We start from the raw sequence: 20,913 nt of genomic DNA, 5'->3' as shown, positions 1-20,913 counted from the left end.
ATGTTCAACAAATTGAGAAATTGCATAAAGATTGGATAATTGAAATCACATAGGTCATTACATACCGCGGTTCAGTTTACAGTGTAAATCCGGCCTTCTAATTTACACTGTAAATCTAATTAACAGCTCGACATATGCTCTGTCGTTCCAAATTTAGTGACGATCGTTGACCTACTTATTTACAGTGTAAATTTAATAGTAGAGTACCGACATCTTTCCTAAACTGTAGCTCAGCTTGTTTTCGTCCGACTAGATTAAACTGTTCGACACAAGTCCCCCACTCTTTCTGCTGCACGACTTTCGCGATAAGTAAGTCTGAAACAACGAAACCTGTATCGATTATAGCGTCAGATTCAGTTATGTGCGCTTGATGACCATTACTTTGGAGAATCAAATTCAGGACAATGAAACCAATGCTGTCGTAACTATTACCACCATCGACATAATTCCTGAGGAGTTGGATTTCAGACTCTGCCATAGATTCCGCTTGCCTTGGTAATAATGCGCGCACCATATCAACCTCGAGAGAAGCCAAAGAACCAGAAGTGAGAAAACAGAAACTACGTTCAAAGTGACTTATCAGATTGTAGACCCAATTCTGTGCGCTTTTATTAAGTGGCTTAACCATCAATACCGAGTGACAGCCGCTTGCTTGATCGCGCTGGTGGCCAATGTGCACAGGTACAAAATCGTTATCGCGCCAGAATGAAATCAATTCACTGGTCGCGCCAAAGCTCGTTGCTAAGTAATCCGCCTGATTAGTTTGCTTTGACAACTGCCCCAACATCCAACGACCAATCCCCGAACCTTGATGACGTGTTGAAACGGCAATACGCATAACTCGAAGGCAACGACTGAGCGCCGCTTGCGTACAACCCAGTTGGTTTGCGAGTAACACTGGAGCTAGGTGACCTTGAGGTCTTCGTTTTCCAAGTTGAATCTGAGCAATCAGATCGCTATCCAACCCACCTTCTTCAGTTACCAACATACAACCTAAACATTCGTTTTTCTGCCAAGCAGCGTACAAACGGATTGCTGGATTGTTGAGAAACTGCATTAGATCGTTTGGTGACGTTTGATAATGAGCGTCAACAAGAAGAGAAAAGCATTGCTGTAGCGGCTCCGGGTTCGCCAAGCATTCTGCCTTTGATAACTCGACCAAGCTCAGTTGGTTGATTGCCAGATCAGAAAAGCTATCTAACTCTTGAATCACCGAATCACTTAGCGACGCATCGTTACCAAGCAGGAAGCAATCAAACAACCAGCGCTCTAGTGGATCATTGCGATTCCAACGAATGGGCTGATCGAGCTTAAAACCTTTCCACCCCGGGCGATGCTCTGAAAGCCAAGACTCGAACTTAAGTCCAAACCCTCTCCCACTCCCCTCGTATCCGTGAACGGTGGTTGAAAAAACCATACGATGATAAATGCCAACCATAGATTTGAGCATCGGGATTGGAATTGCAGCCGCTTCATCGACTAATAGCAAATCACAATCAGGCTTAGACTTAAGTAATTCATCTGGTGCTACGAATCTTAAACTTCCGCTTTGATAGCAAATGTAAGTTGCGTTGAGCACTTCACAGTCTTCTAGGCTTTGACTTGCGTGGGAAAATACAGGCTCGATTGCTTTCACTGAAGGCGCTGTCACGATGATATTTAATCCATGACGCTCAACCAAAAGCTGAGCAGCGGCAATACCCAATGTAGAGCTTTTACCACGTCCTCTATCTGCCGTGAGAACTAAAGGTCGTTTACGATGCCCAGACACCACTTTTTTAACCAACTCAACAGCCAGATTTTGCTGTTCGAATTTGTCCAAACTGTTTTCAAAGTCTTGCTTGAGAGGAAGTGCTTTAGTCGCTTGAACAACATCGTCTGTTTCGTTGTGTTGTGAAACCGAAATGAGCTTATTGAAATTCTCCTTTAACCAACGTTGGCCAAAGCTCTCGTTATCTTCAGAGTCATCAACTTTTGGCGGCAACACCAACAACAGCCCACCACCGATTAACGAACCTAGTGCAGCGCTAAAACCATTCGCATCAAATTGCTCTCTAAAATCACAAACAATAACTTGGGACTCACGACCAAGCAATTGTTGGCCTTTTTTGACTGGAGCATGAATCACTCCTTCAAACGGAGTTCCACCAATCTGGAAGATGCTCGGAGTGTACGAATTTTCAAGGAAGGTTAAAACAGCAGAGTTTTGCCAATCAAAGTCGCCATCAAAGACCACACCGTAACGGTGACCATTGTGTTGGGCAATATTAGAAAGTGTATGCAGAAAAGTATTGGTTGGGTTTGTCATAGTTAGCGTCCAGATTCATCTAAACACAGTTTATCACAGCCAAATAAAAAGCCGCATAAAGCGGCTTTAGAGGAGTAATGAAAGTCGTGACTTAGTCTAACTTAGATTGTACGAATGCTAGGATTTCTTCCATTGTTGTATCATCGACTTTCTTAAGATTTAACGCCAAGTTTGAACCCTTACGGCTATATGACGCTCTACCTTTAATAAGTTCAACTTTTGGAGACGCTTTCTTCGCGGGTGTTGGTGCTAGTTCGAGCACCCAACCTTCTAAAGTCTCTGTCACGTCTTTTGTTAAACGAGTTACGCCTTGAGCTTCGCTGCGCTGCCACACAAAACCTTCAGAAGCACCACACTTGGTCAGTAATGTTTGTTGCTGCTCACTAGTAAGACCGTTAAATTGTTTGTGTAACTTAACAATAGTCGGACGGCCAAGATCGCTCACATTTGGGTAAGCTTGTAATAATTCAAGTGGTAAAGCGGCCGCTTTCAACGCGCCACTCACCAAAGCTTCACTGCACTGGAACATTTTAGCGAGTGCTTTCTGGTCTTCAGCTTCGCCTTTATCAAGCTTCGCTTGCATCTCCTTCCCCTTCTCATAGAGAGAAAGTGGTTTATGAGCGTTAGCTACATCTGATAAAAACTTAGCATGTTCGCCGTTAATGTTTTCAGCGACATAGATCAAGAACTCTTTGTCAGCCAAAATACATGACATACGACGACGGCTACCATCAAGAACTTCAATCTTGCCGTCTTTGTTCTTACGGCCAACCGCTGGATATTGCTGGCCGCGCTCTTTAAGCGTAGTTAGTACGTCAGAAAGCGCGTGCTCATTCAAGAAAGACTGCTCACGAGCATTCTCTTCAAAAACAACCGTTCGTGTTGCTACATCAGCGGCTGGAATTCGAACCAATTCAAATGAAACTAAATCTTCACCCGCAACAGAAAGCTCAATCACTTGAGCTTGCTCTTTTACCGCAGTTTGAGCTTCTTGTGGCGTAGCTACGCGACGTTTGTTTGCTTTACCAAATAGCTTTGCATTTAAGTCAGATGTTTTAATTGCCATTCTTGTTATCCCTGATTAAGTGAAGGCCAGTTGCTATGTAATACACGCTCTAATTCTAGAGCACTTTTTTGTACTGCGTCTTGAGCCACAGCCAGAGTTTTCTTACCGCCCTCAAAGTCGCTTACCGTCAGATCGAAAACCGTGCTGTAAGTGTCAGCACAAGTTTCAAAGGCGCGGCTTCTTGGAATCGTGGCCATCATTACTTGGTCATTCAACAGGTAGTTCATCTCAGTCAGAACTGATACCTGTTTTTTGTTGTCGTCTTCAAACATCGTTGGCATTAGACGAACGAACTCAAGCCCTTTCCAATCGTCCGGGAACATTTCATAAACCGTTGGCAAGTGCTGGAAGAAGTTAACCGTTGAAGCCCAGTCCAAACGCTTGGCTGCACATGGAATTAAAAGTGCGTTCGACGCGTACATTGCATTCCACACTAACGGGTCCACGTGTGGCCCAGTATCAATCATGATCACATCAAAATCATCGGCGATTTTGTCGATAAGCTTTTCTTTCAAAAGACGAACAATATCAAGTGACTGATCTCTAGACAGGCTTTGCCATGCTTCAGCATTAAACATCGCATCTTCTGGGAAGGCTGAAATAGTCTTCAAGTTAGGATACTGAGTTGGCAACAGCACGTTCTTACGCAAGAATTCTAGGTCAACATCCTGCTCTTCTGGCACATTATCCAACATGATATCAACTGCAGAATAAATGCTGTCATGCTCTGCACCACTAATTTGTGGGTTTAAAAACAGACGCAAAGAGCCTTGTGGATCCAAGTCAATCAGACAGATACGGTAGCGCTTATCCAAATTTAGAGATAAACACGCAGCTAAGTGAACTGCCGTCATTGATTTCCCCGTACCACCCTTTTGGTTTTGTACGTTGATAATCCATGGTTTATTGTCAGCATGCTGCTTACGTTGATGGAACTTTGGCACTTCTGCCGCGTCCATCAACATGTGAGCTTCTGTCAATGAAATCGAGTAGTGATTGGCGTTGTTCTTTGTAAACTGATGGCCATCAGCTTCAAGTTTAGTGATCGCTTCATCGAGTTTACGACGCGTTAAACCAGAACGAGTCTCCATCATAGCTTTAGACATTGGAGGGAAATGTTCATCACTTCGCTCTTCCAAAATAATCTCAATTCGGTCAGCCTGAACTTGTTGAGTTTGTTCGGCTAGCTGATAGAGCTTATCAATCGTTTGTTCTCTTTTCATTGCCAGTTTCCGTAATGATTAACTAAGTACAAATTGTACAGCGATTAACAACAAACACAACAAAAACATGAACATGCATTTATGAGTAAACTCACATAAAATAGACAGTGTTTTTACAATTTGATGAAACATCACCTCAGAGTAATACTAAAAGCCATCATTTTCATCATGCACAACCATGTTATTTCTAGTGCACTTTTAAAATGTTACAGCATCACTTATTTACAATGTAAATGAAATTATCCCTAAAAAGCTGCGGAACGATTGAAACACAACCATAGATTACGGTTGGTGTGATTTGCATTCGAATTTATAGATTTTCAATTCAATAAAAATTAAAAAACGCTCAATGGACAAAAAATTCAAAACATAAGACAAGAGGAGGTGCAAAAAAACAACAGAGGATTCTAACCTGAGCGGAAGAATGATCATGGAACACATCTAATGTAAGAGAATTAATAACACCAAATTATGAAGCATGATCAAGGCGCAAACTTAGCAATATTGATCCGAGCAACTGCACATTACAAATGATCAAACTCCGGAAAAATGATCAAGTAAATATCGTTCCGGAAGCATGTAATTTAAGAGCTAAGTTACGGACAAATGCTTTTGTAATGGGGATTCAACGTCTATAAGGGCTCAATGATTGAAAATTCAATCTACACTGACCGAGAATACGCAAACAAGACAATTTCATGATCATGCTTCCTAGTTAACTCCCACCTACGCTAAATACATCAAAGCTATCCATTTTCAACAGATACAGGTTAAATTTTATCCTCAATAGGGCGGGAAGGATAAAAAAGTACCATCACTTGATCATTGTTCCGATAGATTGGCCATCATAAATATCCGCATTGAGTTGTATGAAGTGACTTAGAAGATGATGTTGACTTCCGAACTGTGGATAAGCTGTATAAGTATAATGATCATGCTTTCAAGCCAATAATGATCATGCTTACAATGACTTAATGATCATACTTCTGGTGTTCTGTGATCATGCTTTCTTTGATTTAATGATCATAGTTTCGGGGTTTTTATGATCATGCTTTCCAAGGGGTTTTATTATAAACCTTTAAATTCAGTAACTTAAAGTCACAAAAACAGCCAGATCATTAGATCACTTAATCATTTAAGATCATATTAATCAAAAAGATCAGTTATTTAAAAGCCAATAAATTCTCTTTATTTATGATCATTCTTTCTTTATCATTCAGGAACTATAGTGAAATTACGGTTAGTGTGATACGGATCAAAAATGAAACCAGAAGAGAAATTGTTAATTAAGGCACGAAGCCACAAAGATGGTCATTTATTTGAGGTATCTGAAACAGCCGTTGAATGGATAGAACAATATCAACACTTCAAAGGTGTCACCAAAAGCATCGTTGAGCTTCTTAACCTAATTTCACTTCGTGGGTTTAGCAGCAAAGACGGTTACGTTTCTACTACCGAGATTATTGAATCAACCGATGGTCAAGTTACTCGTGCAGCCTTACAGCAAAGGTTAAGAGCTGCGGTCAGTATCGGTCTTTTCAGGCAAATTCCGGTTCGCTTTGAAGAAGGTCTTGCTGGTAAAACTATGCTGCATCGCTTTGTTAACCCAAACCAATTGATATCAGTACTGGGTGCTACTAGCTTAGTGACAGAAAGCGTGAAGCAAAATGAGAAGCAAAAGCGATCTAAAGCTCTAGCTCAAACCAAAGTCAACAAACGCTTATTGAATGAACACGGACTCAATACCCCACCAACGATGAAAGACGAAGCCGATCAATTTATTGTGTCGCCAACCAATTGGGCGGGTATTATTGATCAAGCCTTAGCGCCCCCTAGAACGCGCAAGAGCTACCAAAAATCAATGGTTTCGATCTCTGGCACTCGAGCGGTGATCGAGACACGATCTTCAAAAAACATTATGACGGTTGATGATCTGATGACGCTATTCGCGTTATTCACGCTTACTGTTCAATATCATGATCATCACCAAGATGATTACCATCTAGACGCGAAACACACACCGAACAAAACACCACTTTACATCACGGATATTTTGTCCTTGCGTGGCAAGAAAGACAGCGGGCCGGCACGTGATTCGATCCGTGACAGTATTGATCGTATCGAATTTACCGATTTCCAATTGCATGAGCTCACAGGCCGTTGGCTTAGCGAGAACATGCCAGAAGGCTTTAAGAGTGATCGTTTCCGATTCCTAGCTAGAACCATTACCGCATCGGAAGAAGCGCCTACAGAAGGCTCTGACGGCGAAATTCGCATTAAACCGAACCTATACATCCTGGTTTGGGAACCTTCGTTCTACGAAGAGCTGCTGACGCGTGACTATTTCTTCCTATTTCCGCCAGAAATCCTGAAGCAACATACCTTGGTCTTCCAAATGTATTCGTACTTTAGAAGCCGCATGGCACGTCGCCATTCAGATAGCATGTTGCTCAGTGAGCTCAACCAGAAATTGGCGCGTAACATCGATTGGCGTCGTTTCTCGATGGATCTGATCCGCGAGCTCAGAAAGTTAGGTGAAGTAGGGGATCAAGAAGATACCTTCCTGGTTAACCTTTGGGGTTATCACTTAACGATCACCGCGTTGATCGAAAAAGGAAAAACGACTGATTATCAGGTTGATATCAAATGTAATGTGGAAGAAGTCTTACGTTACTCAAGAGCACGCACCACCAATGCAGGCAAGCGTAATATGGCACCAACGTTACCGAACCCACTGCGTAATGAAATGGTGTCTAAGCAGAAATTGGAAGAGTTGTCTGAGATTATCGATGGTGAGTTTGAGCCAATTCAGCGCAAAGCACCGTCGCCAAGAGGCAAATTGGGACGTCGAGTTAAGCAGCGTAAACACTCTGTTGAGATCAACGCTGACGAGATCATGATTACTCTCTCTAAATATACCTCTGCAGAGGCTCTAGAACGCAGTATAACGGCTTTATCTGCTATGACAGGGCATTCACATGCTTCAATCAAAGAAGAGTGTTCTGAGCTCATTGAGAAGCTTGATTGGTTGAGAGTAGGGGAGGACGTTATCCCATACGAAACACTGAGTCGCTTGATTGAGCTTTACAACGACCGTGACAGCACCAGCAATCGACACTTGTCTATTGAGCGTTTGATCTCTGGTTTAGCTGTGCGTCGTAAAGTGTGTAAACAAGTTCACGAAGGTCATTTAGACGAAAACGTGTTCTTAGCGCTCGACGAAATGGCGATTGGCCACTAGTCACCAATCAATGTCACTGCTCAGTTGTAAGAAGCCCATATTTACGGCCGACGAATGGATAGTTTGAACACATTAGGTGCTGATTAAAACCGCACCTAACGCTGACAAATTGATGACAATGTAGCGCATCCAGTTGATTATTATTTATCCCGAATAGACAACCTTTTGTCCTTTCTTATGATTAATAGATTGGCTCATATTTTGTTACATCATACTGAATAGATTTTTGCGAGTTCCTAAGGGACTCGCTTTTTTTTTGCCTGTAATTCGGCTAATCATTAACATTCAAAAGCTTACCATTTAAATTCTACAGCTTATGGAGTCCGCTCCTGAAGCATGATCAAGGTGAGATCATGCTTTCTAAGGTGCTTATTTTTGATGGGGTTCAGCTTTGATGCTTGATCGAACAGGGGTTGAACAAGGAGTGGATCAGTGCAGTTGACGTAGAGCTATACCTTGATCATCGTTCTGGTGTTGACTTGCCATAAAGCGTACATGCGATTCGATCAATTTTTCTGATTCTTCTTTCCAGCGCGGTTCTTGTTGTTGGTTGGTAAACTCCAAAGCCAATACACACAAGTGCTGTAGCCGCTGTGTACACCACTCTTGTAAGTCAGGTTCTGATTTTGGATTACAAGACACAGCTTGAAGCTTACTATAGGCAAACATCAGGTATTGGAAAGCTTTTTCCTGATGGTGCGAGCCACAAAGTTCGTTTGAGATAGATGGTGGGCTTGGTGGTGGAAGCTTTGTCGATGCCGTCAGAATTTCATCTTTATATCGATAAAACGTAAAGATTCTCAAGCATCCGTCTAACCAGCATGCGATGCCTTTGCTCTGTTCATCCGTGATCAAAGGCCCCCAGAGTGCATCTGGAGGCGTTAAGATCAAAGGCTCTAACTTCTCCACTTGATCATGCTTTCGGTCTTTGTACCAATTTCCGATCCGCTCTAACCAAGTGTCTAGTTCATTCATGCAACGTTATCCCACTGTTTAACATAGTGATTATCTGAAACTTGCTTGATCTCATGCTGTATTTCACTGCTCTGTTCACGAATACGATCAGCGTCTATTGAATAGTTTGGCTCATTTTTGACGAGTTCGCCAAATGGTAGATCGGGATCCGGTACCGCAGAGATCAACAACTTAGTGTACGGGTGTTGTGGGTTGGTTAAGATCGACTGGGTTGATCCCCACTCAACGATCTGTCCCTTGTACATCACAGCCGTCTCTTCTGCGATGTAGTGTGCTGTTGCGAGATCATGCGTAATGTACAAAAAACCTATCCCTAACTCTTTCTTCATCCTCTGCATTAGGTTCAAAACACCGAGTCGTATTGAAACATCCAACATCGAGGTGGGTTCATCGGCAAGGATAACCTCAGCACCGACTGCAAGTGCTCTTGCTAAGTTTATGCGCTGTCTTTGGCCTCCACTGAGCTCATGAGGGTATTTGGTGAGAGTTTCGATGGGCAACTCCACCAGCGTTAACAACTCTTTGAGACGCTCTGTGAGAGCTTGTTTCGTAGCAACTTGCTTGTGGATCTTAAGGGGCCGCGTTAAGTGGTGTTCAATGGTGTGGGTTGGATTGAGTGAGCCAAATGGGTCTTGAAATATCATTTGCACGCGGCTTCGGTAATCCAAGATATCTTTACGACTTTTTAAGGTAGAAATATCTCTGCCATTGAACAGTATTTCTCCCTCTGTTGGCGGATACACTTTGGTCATCAGTCGAGCGCAGGTGCTTTTCCCGCAGCCTGATTCGCCAACCAGTGCCAATGTTTTACCTGCATGTAAATCAAAACTCACCCCATGCAGTGCTCTAAAGATCTCTTCTTTGCCAAATCCACCACCAACAGTGAATTCTTTAACGAGGTTTTTTACTTGAAAAATAGGTTGTGACATGGAGATCTCCTAGCACGCAGTTGCGTGAGCGTGTTCGTGAATATTGGGGAAGGAACTCCATAGCTTTTGGGTGTAGGAGTGCTGAGGGTTATTGCGAATCTCATGGGCTTGGTTGACTTCAACTATCTGTCCATGACGCATGATGGCAATTCGATCGCACAGTTGGCTCATTAGTGCGAGGTCGTGGGTGATAAACAATATTGAGAAACCAAACTCTTCTCTGAGTTGGTGTATTTGCTGCAGAATTTCGCGCTGTACAACCACATCCAGTGCCGTGGTCGGTTCATCCATGATAATCAACTTAGGGTTGAGCGCGAGAGCTATCGCAATCACCAAACGTTGACGCATCCCACCGCTAAACTGGTGCGGGTACTCGGTTAGACGGTGGCGAGGGATATTGACTAGGTCGAGTAACTTTTCGGCGCGATCTTTTGCTTGCTCGTTGTTCATGCCCTTGTGGTGGCGCAATACATCGGCAAACTGTTCTTCAATGGTCAGTACAGGGTTAAGCGAGTTCATCGCGCTCTGGAACACCATTGCGATCTCACTCCAACGTAAGGTGTTCAAGTGGCTGTCCGATAAGCTCAGCAAATCTTGCCCGCCAAACAGTATTTGCCCGCCAGAGATGAAAGCCGGTGGCTTATGCAGGCGGTTAATGGCAAATGCGATGGTACTTTTGCCACACCCTGACTCTCCCGCTAAACCAAAAATCTCGCCTTGGCCTATGTTAAAGCTTACGGATTTTACGGCATTAAAATCGCCGTCATCGGTAATGTAATCGACACATAGATTCTTCACTTCGAGAAGAGGTGTCTCTGAATTTTCCCTAGACATGATAAACACTCAGTTATGATATTGATAACTATTATCATTAACATGTGTTGAATTTAGTGAAAGAGAAGAGCACAAAAAGAATGAAGTGACTCGAATTATTTTTTGATTATTTCATGAAGTTTCAGTGGGAAATAGGAAATGAGAACGAGGAAAATGAGAGGTGGATCAAACCACATTTCTTATGGGGAATCTTTTAAATGTAATGGCAGAAAATGGCTTTGGCAAAGTTTAAATGAGGCATTTATTAATTAGCTTTGTGAAGCGTCGGAATCATCACATTTCAGTACAGAATTGCTTAACAAGCGAAATAGCATTTGCTACAGATTACCTGTCCATTACATGGTGCTTTTCGGAGGAAAACATGTCCATTAATTCTATCAACCATGATGAAATGACAAATATTGCAAATAAGTGGGATGCTGAAGAAGAAGTATCTTTCAAACCAGAAAAGAAAATGAAGTCTGCTGAAGCTCGTCGTCGTATTGAAGCTCTAAGAGAAATTAGAGAAAGCGGTTTTAGTCTGGAAGAAGCGAGGGAGCTAGGTCTAATTCATTAACAATTCCCATTGCATTTAGAAGGGTGGCGCACCGCCACCCTTTGATTTATATGCCTTTTTTAAAGAAATTTGTGCTTTTTATAAGTAAACCATGCTCCTTGCCTCTCACCATTTAAATCCATTGTCCTTCCTCTACATTACTTGTTCTCGACTAAAAACATGCCCTTGGCATACTCTTTAACTAAGTTGTTTGACAGTTATATGCAACGCCACTAATTTTAAAGTTAAAGCAAAAATATGCGATGTTGTTGGTAAGGAGAAGGCTATGTCTAATTCGGTGGCTAAAGCCAAAGAAGTGCTGTTCTATGAACCTGAAGATCCAAACGGGTACCTGTCAAATTTTGCCGCTTGTCCTATCAAAATCGACGATCAAGTTTGGGCAACCAGCGAGCATTATTATCAAGCGATGAAGTTTGCCTCTCAAGCGCTGCGTAACACCATTCTCGAAGCCTCGACTCCTGCTGAAGCATTCTCTTTAAGCCGTGATTATGAAGACCAAGTTCGGGAAGATTGGTATGACATTCGTGTTGAAGTGATGCAGTTCATTGTCACAGAGAAGTTCAGGCAGAACCCACAGTTTGCGTTGTTTCTTACTAATACCGGAGATTCGGTGATCAAAGAACATTCGCACAAAGACCACTTCTGGGGGGATGGTGGCGATGGAACCGGCGAGAACCATTTAGGCAAGATTCTGATGGCAGTACGACAAGAGCTTCGTACTCAGGAGCTGAATTTGATCGTTTCGCATTGAATTAATCGACTCGAGCTCTATGGATACGTTTGTGATCTATCACTAATAAATTAAGGCCGCTCTGTAAGCTTACAGAACGGCCTTTTTATTGTCAGTTTTCTAAGGTTGACCCAAAGTACAAAAACGTGTCGCGAAGTCATTCATGGGCAATTGACTAATCAAGTTAGAGCTAGCCAAGTGCTATAGATAGTTTTGTACAATGTCGTTGAGCTGACCATCGTCTTTCATTTGGTCGAGGCGCTGGTCGATGAAGCTTTGCAGTTTAGGATCCATCTCAGGGTCAAATGCTAAATGGATGGGGTAGTTATTGATCACTGAGCCAAACTCTTGCATCTGGTAGTCATCAATACTGAGTTTCTGTTCATTTAGGTTGTATTTGATTCGAGATTCCATTTCAACAAAAACGGTATCACCCGGAGTTCGGTTTAATACACGAAAAGCCGCGCTGTAGTCTTTAACTCGAATTTCGTTAAGCTTACCTTGTTGGATATAAGGCTCTAGATTTGGATATTCAAACCCCACCAGCAATACCACCGCTTTTCCGTTTAAATCATCGATAGTGTTGAACTCAAATGGCTTCTTGCCGCTGCTGAGTAACACATGTTTTACATTGTAAATCGGATCTTTAGACAGGTTTACAGATTGGATATTTCCCCAACTTGGGCTGCCATAGGTGACCCAGTTTGGATTCTCTCTAGCGTCGAGCTTATCGATCATTCGGTTGAAAGGGTAGGTGTGGTAATCGATCTCGTATTGGCTGTCGTCAAATACGGCTTCAACAATATCCGAAACCATTCCTCTGTGAGATGACCCGTCAGTTTCGATCTGAAAAGGTTGCGCTTGGCTTGCAATAATGTAGTAGTGAACAGGTTCGCTTGCAAAAGCATAACTGCTTGAAAACAAACTGACTATGGATGCAACTATTAGATGTTTTTTCATAACCTTCCCTAGTTATTTGATGAATGACTACTATTATACTAGTTGAGTAATTGTAGTTTGCTAGGATAACAATAATGGTAATTTTTGTATGGTGAATAAAGGAAAACGCTATATTGGACTCTCCCGACAGTTGATCGGGGTAATCATCGCAATCAGTACCTTATTCACAGTCATAGTGACAGGTCTAGGTTTGTATGTGGAGTACCAAAATCGAGTTTCTTTTATCAGTTCTCAGATCGAACAAGTTAAGGATGGTTATCTTTCTGGCTTAACCGCCAGTTTGTGGGTTGAAGACCGAGAGCAACTGTTTGTGCAAGCTGAAGGTATCTCCCGCTTACCCTCGGTCAGTTATCTGTTAATAGAAAGCCCCGATGAAAAAATTTTAGAATTAGGTCAACAGACGTCCGGTCAGTCTTATTCTCAATCTTGGGATATGGTGTATCAGATGGGAGGCTCAGAGTTCCAACTGGCGACGCTCACGGTGCAGTCTGATCTGAGTATGATTCTCAACGACTTTGAAGACCGGGTCTTATTATTGCTCGCATTCGAAGCAGTTAAAATCTTCTTATTGTCTCTGGTGTGTTTAACCATCGTCTATCGCCTTGTAGTCAAGCGCTTAATGACCATGTCTTCTCAGATCAACCATCAACAGGTTGAAGACAACAAACCGCGATTTTTAACACCCACTAACTCTACATACAGTGATGAGATTTCGACACTAGAGAGCAGCTACAATCAGTCGATTGAACGTATTCGCCAACAATACCAAGAATTGGAAAAAGCTAAAGATACTGCAGAGGTAGCGAACCGTAACAAGAGTGAATTTCTTGCCAACATGAGCCACGAAATCCGCACTCCAATGAACGGGATTATTGGGCTTTCATCACTGCTTTCTGAAATGGATATGCCGAAAGAGCAAAAAGAGTATGTCGACATGCTCAACACCTCTTCGCTTACTCTACTCGATTTAATCAATGATATTCTGGACTACTCGAAGATTGAAGCGGGTCGTTTAGAGCTTCAGCAAGAACCGATGAAAATGATGGGTATTGCTGCCGATGTAGAGTCGACTTTCAGAGTTAAAGCCGAGCAAAAAGGGCTCAAATTCCAACTGGCGATTGATCCTAAGATCCCAACCATGGTGATTGGCGATGGCACTCAGTTAAGACAAGTACTGAATAACCTAGTCGGGAATGCCATCAAATTTACCGAACATGGTCATGTCATGCTCTCACTTCGTTTAGAAGAAGTCATAGAGCCGGAACAGAAGCTCAGAGTGAAATTTGAGGTGACCGATAGTGGTATTGGTATCGCAGAAGACAAGCAACAATCGGTATTCGATAAGTTTCAACAAGCCGACGGCAGCACCACCCGCATCTACGGAGGCACGGGGCTTGGTCTTACGATATGCGATAAGATCGTGACCTTAATGGGCAGTAAGCTTGAGCTAACCAGTGTCGTAGGTAAGGGAAGTACATTCTACTTTACCGCTGACTTTGACCCGAGCTTAGACGTTGACGAGAGCAACATCGATTTTAATAAAGTCTCGGTACTTCTGGTTGATGACAGCCAGTTGAACATGCGTATTACCTCAACACAACTTCAATCATTCGGCGTTAAGTCTGAGTGCTGTGAAACCGCCACCCAAGCGTTAGAGCTTGTTTCAGAGTCTGTGGCGAAGTCATCGCCTTATGATCTGGTGCTGATTGATAAAGTGATGCCGTCTATTGATGGATTCCAATTAGCAAGAAGTTTGATTGAGCGTTTTGACAAAGCTTGTCCGAAGCTAGTGATGATTTCTGCCGATCCTCGAAAACAGGATGAAGCACGTGCCAAACAAGTGGGTTTTGTTGCCTACATTGCTCGCCCTTATCAAGATAATCAGCTTAAATGGACGCTGAGTGAAGTCCTGGCGAGATCGGCTGATACCTCAACCTTTACCTATCCAAATCGAGGTGAGGTAGCGTTTAAAGATAATCAACCTGTGCCATTAACCAAATCATCGAGTTCTGTTGAAGCTACAACATCTGCTTCTGTTAGAACGACACAAATAGACAAACAAGCTCCAATCAAAGAAGAGCCAAAACCAGTTGCTGCTCCGTTTAGTGGTAAGGTTTTAGTCGTTGAAGATTCTAGAGTGAACCAACAAGTCGCCAAAATGATGCTTAAGAAGCTGGGGTTTGAGGTGGATATTGCAGACAACGGTGAAATTGGTGTCGAGAAATTTAAGACCAATGACTATGTGATGATTTTCATGGATTGCCAGATGCCAGTTCTTGATGGTTTCGAAGCGACCAAGCAGATCCGAGCGCTCGAAGAAGGAACCTCTAAACACATTCCTATCGTTGCGCTGACGGCCAACGTTGTGCAACGAGATAAGCATTTGTGCTTCGATGTGGGTATGGATGAATTTTTACCAAAACCCGTCAATCAAGGGAAACTGAGAGAGATCGTTGCCAGTTTCTTGTCGAAAGGAACTGAGTCGAACAAGGAACATGAGCAGAAAATCGTTTAGGTTCAATTAGCTGATGTCTCGCTAAAGCATATCCAGCTCTATAAGAAACTCCGACAGAATCAGTCGGAGTTTCTTTTTTTTTGCTAATGAGCACTTGGTTAGCCAATACATCTCGTTAGCTAAATACACATAGTTATTTAAATACATATAGTTAAATAACTATGTGTATCAATACTGATTGAATCCATAAGCTGTTGTATTTAAGAAAACAAGCATGTGGTGATTGTCATAGCCGTGAAATACAACTGCCACGAAAATATGCTCTTAATGTCACAATCCCGTTATAGCATGCAGCCAACTAGAACTATGGTTTAGTTTTAACCTTAACGAAATTCAACCTGTGAGAGCCTAAGATGTTCAAACCTTTGTATGTATTTGATATGGATGAAACGCTGATCAATGCCGATGCAGCGATGCTCTGGAATGAGTTCTTGGTTGAAAAGGGCATTGCCACAGCGCCCAACTTTATTGAAGAAGATAAGCGCTTAATGGGCTTGTATTCGGAAGGCAAACTGAACATGGAAGATTACCTCACGTTTTCCATGCAGCCTTTGGCCGATATGCCAACAGAGCAAGTCACCGCATTGGTGGAAGAGTGTGTTGAACAGCATATTTTGCCTAGACAGTTCAAGCAGTCGAAACCCTTGATTGAGCAGCTTGAGAATGATGATATCGACATGTTGATCATCTCTGCCAGCGTCACTTTCCTAGTAGAAGCGGTCGGTCGCAAGATTGGTATTGAGAACGCACTCGGTATCGACTTGATTGAAAACCAAGGCCGTTTTACTTCTCAAATATCAGGTGTGCCAAGCTACCGTGAAGGTAAAGTCACCCGTTTAAAAGAGTGGTTAGACAATCAAGAAACTAACTACTCAGACATTCACTTTTATACTGATTCAATCAACGACTTACCTTTGTGTGAACACGCTGATTTTGCCTATTTGGTAAACCCATGCCCGCGTTTGAAAGCACTGGCTGATCAACCGAATTGGTCGATCCTCGACTGGGATTAAACAGAATCTTATCTTCGAATTAGGTTCGCTCTAGAACTCATCAAGCCGCTGACTACAGCGGCTTTTTTGCATCATCAGTCTAATGTTCGATTTATTACGTTAGCTGACAAAAGGATGTATGTAACAATTCAATAACATATCTTGCTCTGCTGTAAATCAAACCACCATCTTTCAATCCCTTGATAGCACTCACTTTCTTGTCTTGATGGTTTGTGTGTAACAAATATTTTACAAATTGACAGAGTTTCATCGAAATTGCCCATTTTCCTCCACCCATTCCATTATCTCGGCTTGTGGGCCAAATTTAATTAAGGACAAAAAACACACAACACAAAACCAATAGGTACAAGGAGAAAGTTCATGGTGGAGTCATACAACCCGCTTGGCACGGATGGATTCGAGTTTGTTGAATACACGGCCGTTGACCACAAGGGAATTGAGCAACTTAAAGCGCTGTTTGTGTCACTTGGTTTTGCTGAGATCGCCAAGCACCGTTCAAAAGAGGCTTGGCTGTATCGACAAGGTGACATCAACTTTATCGTCAATGAACAGCCTCACAGCCAAGCGGAAGCGTTCGCTAAAGTGCATGGGCCATCGGTGTGTGGCATGGCTTTTCGTGTCAACGAAGCAACAGTTGCAGTGGAGCAAGCGTTTAAGGGCGGTGGTGAAGAGTACAAGACAGAAATAGGGCCGATGGAACTGAGCATTCCTGCCATTTACGGCATCGGTGAAAGCCTGCTCTATTTTGTGGATCGTTATGGCAAGCAGAGCATCTACGACGTCGACTTCCGATTCTATGACGATGCGGAACAGCGCATGGCCGAAGCCAATGTTGGTTTGTATGAAATCGACCACCTCACGCACAACGTTAAGCAAGGCAATATGGATGTATGGTCTGGGTTCTATGAGCGTCTTGGTAACTTCCGCGAGATTCGTTACTTCGACATTGAAGGCAAGCTGACAGGCCTTGTGAGCCGCGCCATGACCTCACCGTGTGGCAAAATCCGTATCCCTATCAATGAGTCTTCCGACGACAAATCACAAATCGAAGAGTTTATTCGCGAATACAACGGCGAAGGTATCCAACACATCGCACTCGCAACGGATGACATCTACCAAACAGTGAAGACTCTGCGTGATCGCGGCATGGACTTTATGCCAACCCCAGATACCTACTATGAGAAAGTTGACGATCGTGTGAAAGGCCACGGTGAAGACACTGATCTGCTTCGCGACCTGCGTGTTTTGATTGATGGCGCACCGACCAAAGACGGCATTTTGCTGCAAATTTTTACGCAGACCGTAATCGGGCCTGTGTTCTTTGAAATCATTCAGCGTAAAGGCAACGAAGGCTTTGGCGAAGGTAACTTCAAGGCGCTGTTTGAATCGATTGAAGAGGACCAGATTCGTCGAGGAGTATTAGACGATGCATAAATGGATCTCGTTTCCTCATCGGGAGGGTGTGTGTTCTAAACAAGCTCACGCCGACTTCCCCGAAGAGGCAATCTATGAGCGAGAAGCCGGCCGAAGTGGTTTCTTCGGCCCTGCTGCTCACTTTCATCACCAACATGCCCCAACAGGTTGGTCGGAGTGGGAGGGCGATTTACGTCCTCGCGCTTTTGATTTTACGCTGGTGGAAAAAGCCAGCCAGATAACCCCTTGGGCGGTGCCTCATCTTTTGCACAACGCGGACTGCAAAATCCGCGTATGGCGCATGGATGACAAGATGGATGTCTTGGTGCGTAACTCTGACGGTGATGAGCTGCTGTTCATTCACCAAGGCAGCGCCGATCTTTATTGTGACTATGGTCATCTAGCGGTGAGTGAAGGGGATTACGTGATGATCCCGCGCTCAACCAATTGGCGCTTGGAGCCTAGCGAGCCGATGTTCATCTTGATGATTGAGAACACCGACGCGGCTTATTCCTTGCCAGAGAAAGGCATGGTCGGCAATCATGCGGTGTTTGATCCGGCGGTTCTTGAAATTCCATCGATCAATGATCAATTCCGCGCTCAGTATTCTGAAAACCAGACTCAGGTTCAGGTGAAGCGTCACGAAAAAGTCAGCGTGATCACCTATCCGTTCAATCCATTGGATGCGATTGGTTGGCATGGCGACTTAGCGGTGGTGAAAGTGAATTGGCGCGATATCAGACCGCTGATGTCACATCGTTACCACTTGCCACCGTCTGCACACACGACCTTTGTGGGCGCAGGCTTTGTGGTGTGTACCTTTGTACCACGCCCGATAGAGAGCGATCCCGGAGCGCTGAAAGTGCCGTTCTACCACAACAATGATGACTACGACGAAGTGCTGTTCTATCACGCTGGTGACTTTTTCAGTCGCGACAATATTGAAGCGGGCATGGTGACCTTCCATCCAGCAGGCTTCACTCATGGACCTCACCCTAAAGCGTTTAAGGCAGGTCAGGCGCATAAGAAGAAGTTTACCGATGAAGTGGCGGTGATGATCGATACTCGCCATGCGCTGCAGTTCTCTGACGAACTCGATAGTGTTGAGAACAAAGAATATGTCTACAGTTGGCAAGAGAAGTAAGGGGCAACAAGGATGAAATTAGCAACCAAGAAAAATGGTACTCGCGATGGTTTATTGATGGTCGTGAGTAAAGATCTCAAACAGTGTGTAGCTGCCACTGAAATCTTCCATGCGATGCATCTGGCGCCAACCATGCAGGTGGCTTTGGATAACTGGGACAGCGTTGCACCTCAGTTAGAAGAGTTATACACCTCGTTAAACAACGGGCATGTGACAGGCAGTGAAGTGTTTGCACCTCAGTATTGTGAATCGCCTCTGCCACGTGCTTATCAATGGGCTGATGGCAGCGCGTATGTAAACCACGTTGAATTGGTGCGTAAAGCACGTGGTGCTGAAATGCCAGAAAGCTTCTGGGTCGATCCATTAATGTATCAAGGCGGTTCAGATGCCTTTATCGGCCCTCGTGACAACATCGAGTTTGCCAGCGACGAGTGGGGCATCGATTTCGAGGGCGAAGTCGCGATTGTGACCGGTGACGTGCCAATGGGTGCCAGTGCTAAACAGGCGCACGAGTCGATTCGATTACTGATGTTGGTGAACGATGTGTCGCTGCGCGGTTTGATTCCGGCTGAGCTCGCGAAAGGCTTTGGCTTCTTCCAGTCTAAACCGTCTTCGGCGTTCTCTCCGGTTGCCGTCACACCTGATGAGCTTGGCGAACAGTGGAAAGGCAGCAAGGTGCATCTACCACTGATATCGACCTACAACGACCAGCCTTTTGGTTGTCCTAATGCGGGCGTCGATATGACTTTCAACTTTGCTGAACTAGTAGTCCATGCTGCGAAAACTCGCCCACTATCGGCCGGTGCGATCATTGGCTCGGGTACGGTTTCCAATAAGCAAGGCACAGACCATGGCACCTCAATTGCCGAGGGCGGTGTGGGTTATTCATGCATTGCTGAAGTTCGTATGATAGAGACCATCCGCGATGGTAAACCTTCGACTAAATTTATGTCGTTTGGTGACTCGATCAAGCTTGAGATGTTTGATGAGGCGGGTGATTCCATTTTTGGTTCGATAGACCAAAAAGTGAGCCAGTATCGAGCGGTATAATCCACGTAATAGGGTTTCAGTATGAGCGAGAGCATCGTGAACAAGAACATTTTACTTTACGGTTACTGGCGCTCTTCGGCTGCCTATAGAGTGCGTATTGGGTTGAACCTAAAGCAACTCAACTATGAGTCTAAATCGGTGCACTTGGTGCGTAATGGCGGCGAGCAACATGATCCACAATATCGCGAGCTCAATGCCAGCCAATTAGTGCCTGTGCTGGTGGATGGTGACGTTCAACTCAATCAGTCACTGGCTATTCTTCAGTATCTCGATGAGCACTATTCTTGTGAGAGTAGCCCGGAAGTCTCGCTGATTCCTGAGCAAACACCACTGCGCTATCAAGCACTGGCGATGGCTCAGGATATTGCGATGGAAATTCATCCTCTTAATAACCTGCGCGTGTTGCAATATTTGGAGCGAGAATTGTCGTGCGAGCAAGAGGCGAAAATGGATTGGCTTCGTTACTGGATGAGCCAAGGGTTTTCAGCGTTAGAAGAGAAGCTGGCCAAACACCGAAAAACACACGGTGATTCGGTGTGTAGCCTCACGGATTCACCATGCATTGTCGATATCTGCATAGTGCCGCAGGTGTATAACGCGTTGCGCTTTGATGTTGATATGTCGCCGTATCCGCTAATTAATTCGATTGTCGAAGCGTGTAATCAGTTGCCCGCTTTTATTGATGCGATGCCAGAGAACCAAGCGGATGCGAATACACCGATGTGAACGTATTGAATTGTTTTTTAATGAACTGGAAACATTATTTGGATGAAGTCTCGTTATAATTACGCTTTGGTATATTTAAAGATATTATGTATTCATTATTGTTAGGTTTAATTTCCAACTTTATGAATATTTATCTCATATAGCATTGAAATGGCACTAATAAAATAAGCCTCATTATAATTAAATAAGAGGCTTGTAATAATATATATATTAGTGGTGGTTATCACTCG

At 43.8% G+C, this 20,913-nt stretch carries 17 protein-coding genes; 9 read left to right on the top strand and 8 right to left on the bottom strand.

Features of this window, described 5'->3' with window-relative positions; all coding sequences use genetic code 11:
* Positions 1 to 175 precede the first annotated feature (175 nt).
* The 3 genes from OCV30_RS17100 to OCV30_RS17090 all read right to left on the bottom strand — a co-directional run bounded on the left by OCV30_RS17100 (position 176) and on the right by OCV30_RS17090 (position 4,597).
* Complete coding sequence (locus OCV30_RS17100) at positions 176 to 2,308, bottom strand: tRNA(Met) cytidine acetyltransferase TmcA domain-containing protein (protein WP_065679141.1); 2,133 nt, start codon at positions 2,306 to 2,308, stop codon at positions 176 to 178.
* Between the two features lie 91 nt (positions 2,309 to 2,399).
* A complete protein-coding gene (locus tag OCV30_RS17095; protein WP_065679140.1) occupies positions 2,400 to 3,374 on the bottom strand; it encodes a ParB/RepB/Spo0J family partition protein in 975 nt (324 codons plus the stop codon).
* 5 nt (positions 3,375 to 3,379) lie between these two features.
* Positions 3,380 to 4,597: a ParA family protein gene (locus OCV30_RS17090; protein WP_009846016.1), complete on the bottom strand. Its 1,218-nt coding sequence runs from the start codon at positions 4,595 to 4,597 to the stop codon at positions 3,380 to 3,382.
* A gap of 1,261 nt (positions 4,598 to 5,858) precedes the next feature.
* Between OCV30_RS17090 and OCV30_RS17085 the strand changes: the two genes are divergently transcribed.
* Positions 5,859 to 7,838 (top strand): replication initiator protein RctB domain-containing protein, encoded by a 1,980-nt coding sequence (locus OCV30_RS17085; protein ID WP_012601303.1) that lies wholly within the window; start codon positions 5,859 to 5,861, stop codon positions 7,836 to 7,838.
* A gap of 429 nt (positions 7,839 to 8,267) precedes the next feature.
* On the opposite strand, the gene OCV30_RS17080 is transcribed toward OCV30_RS17085, so the two are convergent.
* Genes OCV30_RS17080 through OCV30_RS17070 form a run of 3 tightly spaced genes read right to left on the bottom strand, consistent with a single transcriptional unit; the run spans position 8,268 to position 10,576 of the window.
* Complete coding sequence (locus OCV30_RS17080; protein WP_017097200.1) at positions 8,268 to 8,813, bottom strand: hypothetical protein; 546 nt, start codon at positions 8,811 to 8,813, stop codon at positions 8,268 to 8,270.
* Complete coding sequence (locus OCV30_RS17075; RefSeq protein WP_017097199.1) at positions 8,810 to 9,742, bottom strand: ATP-binding cassette domain-containing protein; 933 nt, start codon at positions 9,740 to 9,742, stop codon at positions 8,810 to 8,812. The genes OCV30_RS17080 and OCV30_RS17075 overlap by 4 nt, the downstream gene beginning before the upstream one ends.
* A gap of 9 nt (positions 9,743 to 9,751) precedes the next feature.
* Complete coding sequence (locus OCV30_RS17070) at positions 9,752 to 10,576, bottom strand: ABC transporter ATP-binding protein (protein WP_009846021.1); 825 nt, start codon at positions 10,574 to 10,576, stop codon at positions 9,752 to 9,754.
* 361 nt (positions 10,577 to 10,937) lie between these two features.
* Here OCV30_RS17070 and OCV30_RS17065 point away from each other — a divergent pair, with 361 nt between their 5' ends.
* Entirely contained in the window at positions 10,938 to 11,132 is a 195-nt protein-coding gene (locus OCV30_RS17065; protein WP_004732575.1) for a PA3496 family putative envelope integrity protein, read from the top strand.
* Between the two features lie 190 nt (positions 11,133 to 11,322).
* Positions 11,323 to 11,883, top strand: a complete 561-nt coding sequence (locus tag OCV30_RS17060; RefSeq protein WP_065679139.1) for an NADAR family protein — start codon at positions 11,323 to 11,325, stop codon at positions 11,881 to 11,883.
* A 180-nt stretch (positions 11,884 to 12,063) separates the two neighbouring features.
* On the opposite strand, the gene OCV30_RS17055 is transcribed toward OCV30_RS17060, so the two are convergent.
* Positions 12,064 to 12,822, bottom strand: coding sequence for a substrate-binding periplasmic protein (locus OCV30_RS17055; protein ID WP_065679138.1), 759 nt, complete (start codon positions 12,820 to 12,822; stop codon positions 12,064 to 12,066).
* 88 nt (positions 12,823 to 12,910) lie between these two features.
* Here OCV30_RS17055 and OCV30_RS17050 point away from each other — a divergent pair, with 88 nt between their 5' ends.
* Entirely contained in the window at positions 12,911 to 15,337 is a 2,427-nt protein-coding gene (locus OCV30_RS17050) for a hybrid sensor histidine kinase/response regulator (RefSeq protein WP_065679137.1), read from the top strand.
* 353 nt (positions 15,338 to 15,690) lie between these two features.
* Positions 15,691 to 16,350 (top strand): HAD family hydrolase, encoded by a 660-nt coding sequence (locus OCV30_RS17045; protein ID WP_065679136.1) that lies wholly within the window; start codon positions 15,691 to 15,693, stop codon positions 16,348 to 16,350.
* 94 nt (positions 16,351 to 16,444) lie between these two features.
* Here OCV30_RS17045 and OCV30_RS17040 read toward each other — a convergent pair whose 3' ends face one another.
* Positions 16,445 to 16,627, bottom strand: a complete 183-nt coding sequence (locus tag OCV30_RS17040; protein ID WP_083994600.1) for a hypothetical protein — start codon at positions 16,625 to 16,627, stop codon at positions 16,445 to 16,447.
* Between the two features lie 83 nt (positions 16,628 to 16,710).
* On the opposite strand from OCV30_RS17040, the gene hppD reads away from it, so the two are divergent.
* Genes hppD through maiA form a run of 4 tightly spaced genes read left to right on the top strand, consistent with a single transcriptional unit; the run spans position 16,711 to position 20,683 of the window.
* Entirely contained in the window at positions 16,711 to 17,784 is a 1,074-nt protein-coding gene (gene hppD, locus OCV30_RS17035; protein ID WP_065679135.1) for a 4-hydroxyphenylpyruvate dioxygenase, read from the top strand.
* Entirely contained in the window at positions 17,777 to 18,907 is a 1,131-nt protein-coding gene (locus OCV30_RS17030) for a homogentisate 1,2-dioxygenase (RefSeq protein WP_065679134.1), read from the top strand. Before hppD ends, OCV30_RS17030 begins: the two co-directional genes overlap by 8 nt.
* 12 nt (positions 18,908 to 18,919) lie before the next feature.
* Positions 18,920 to 19,957, top strand: a complete 1,038-nt coding sequence (locus OCV30_RS17025) for a fumarylacetoacetate hydrolase family protein (RefSeq protein WP_065679133.1) — start codon at positions 18,920 to 18,922, stop codon at positions 19,955 to 19,957.
* A gap of 21 nt (positions 19,958 to 19,978) precedes the next feature.
* Complete coding sequence (gene maiA, locus OCV30_RS17020) at positions 19,979 to 20,683, top strand: maleylacetoacetate isomerase (protein ID WP_065679132.1); 705 nt, start codon at positions 19,979 to 19,981, stop codon at positions 20,681 to 20,683.
* The last annotated feature ends 230 nt before the right edge of the window (positions 20,684 to 20,913 follow it).

The sequence above is a fragment of the Vibrio atlanticus genome, assembly GCF_024347315.1.
GTDB lineage: Bacteria > Pseudomonadota > Gammaproteobacteria > Enterobacterales > Vibrionaceae > Vibrio > Vibrio atlanticus.
The sequence above is the reverse complement of the archived record's forward strand: the minus strand, read 5'-3'. Positions and strand labels throughout refer to the sequence as shown.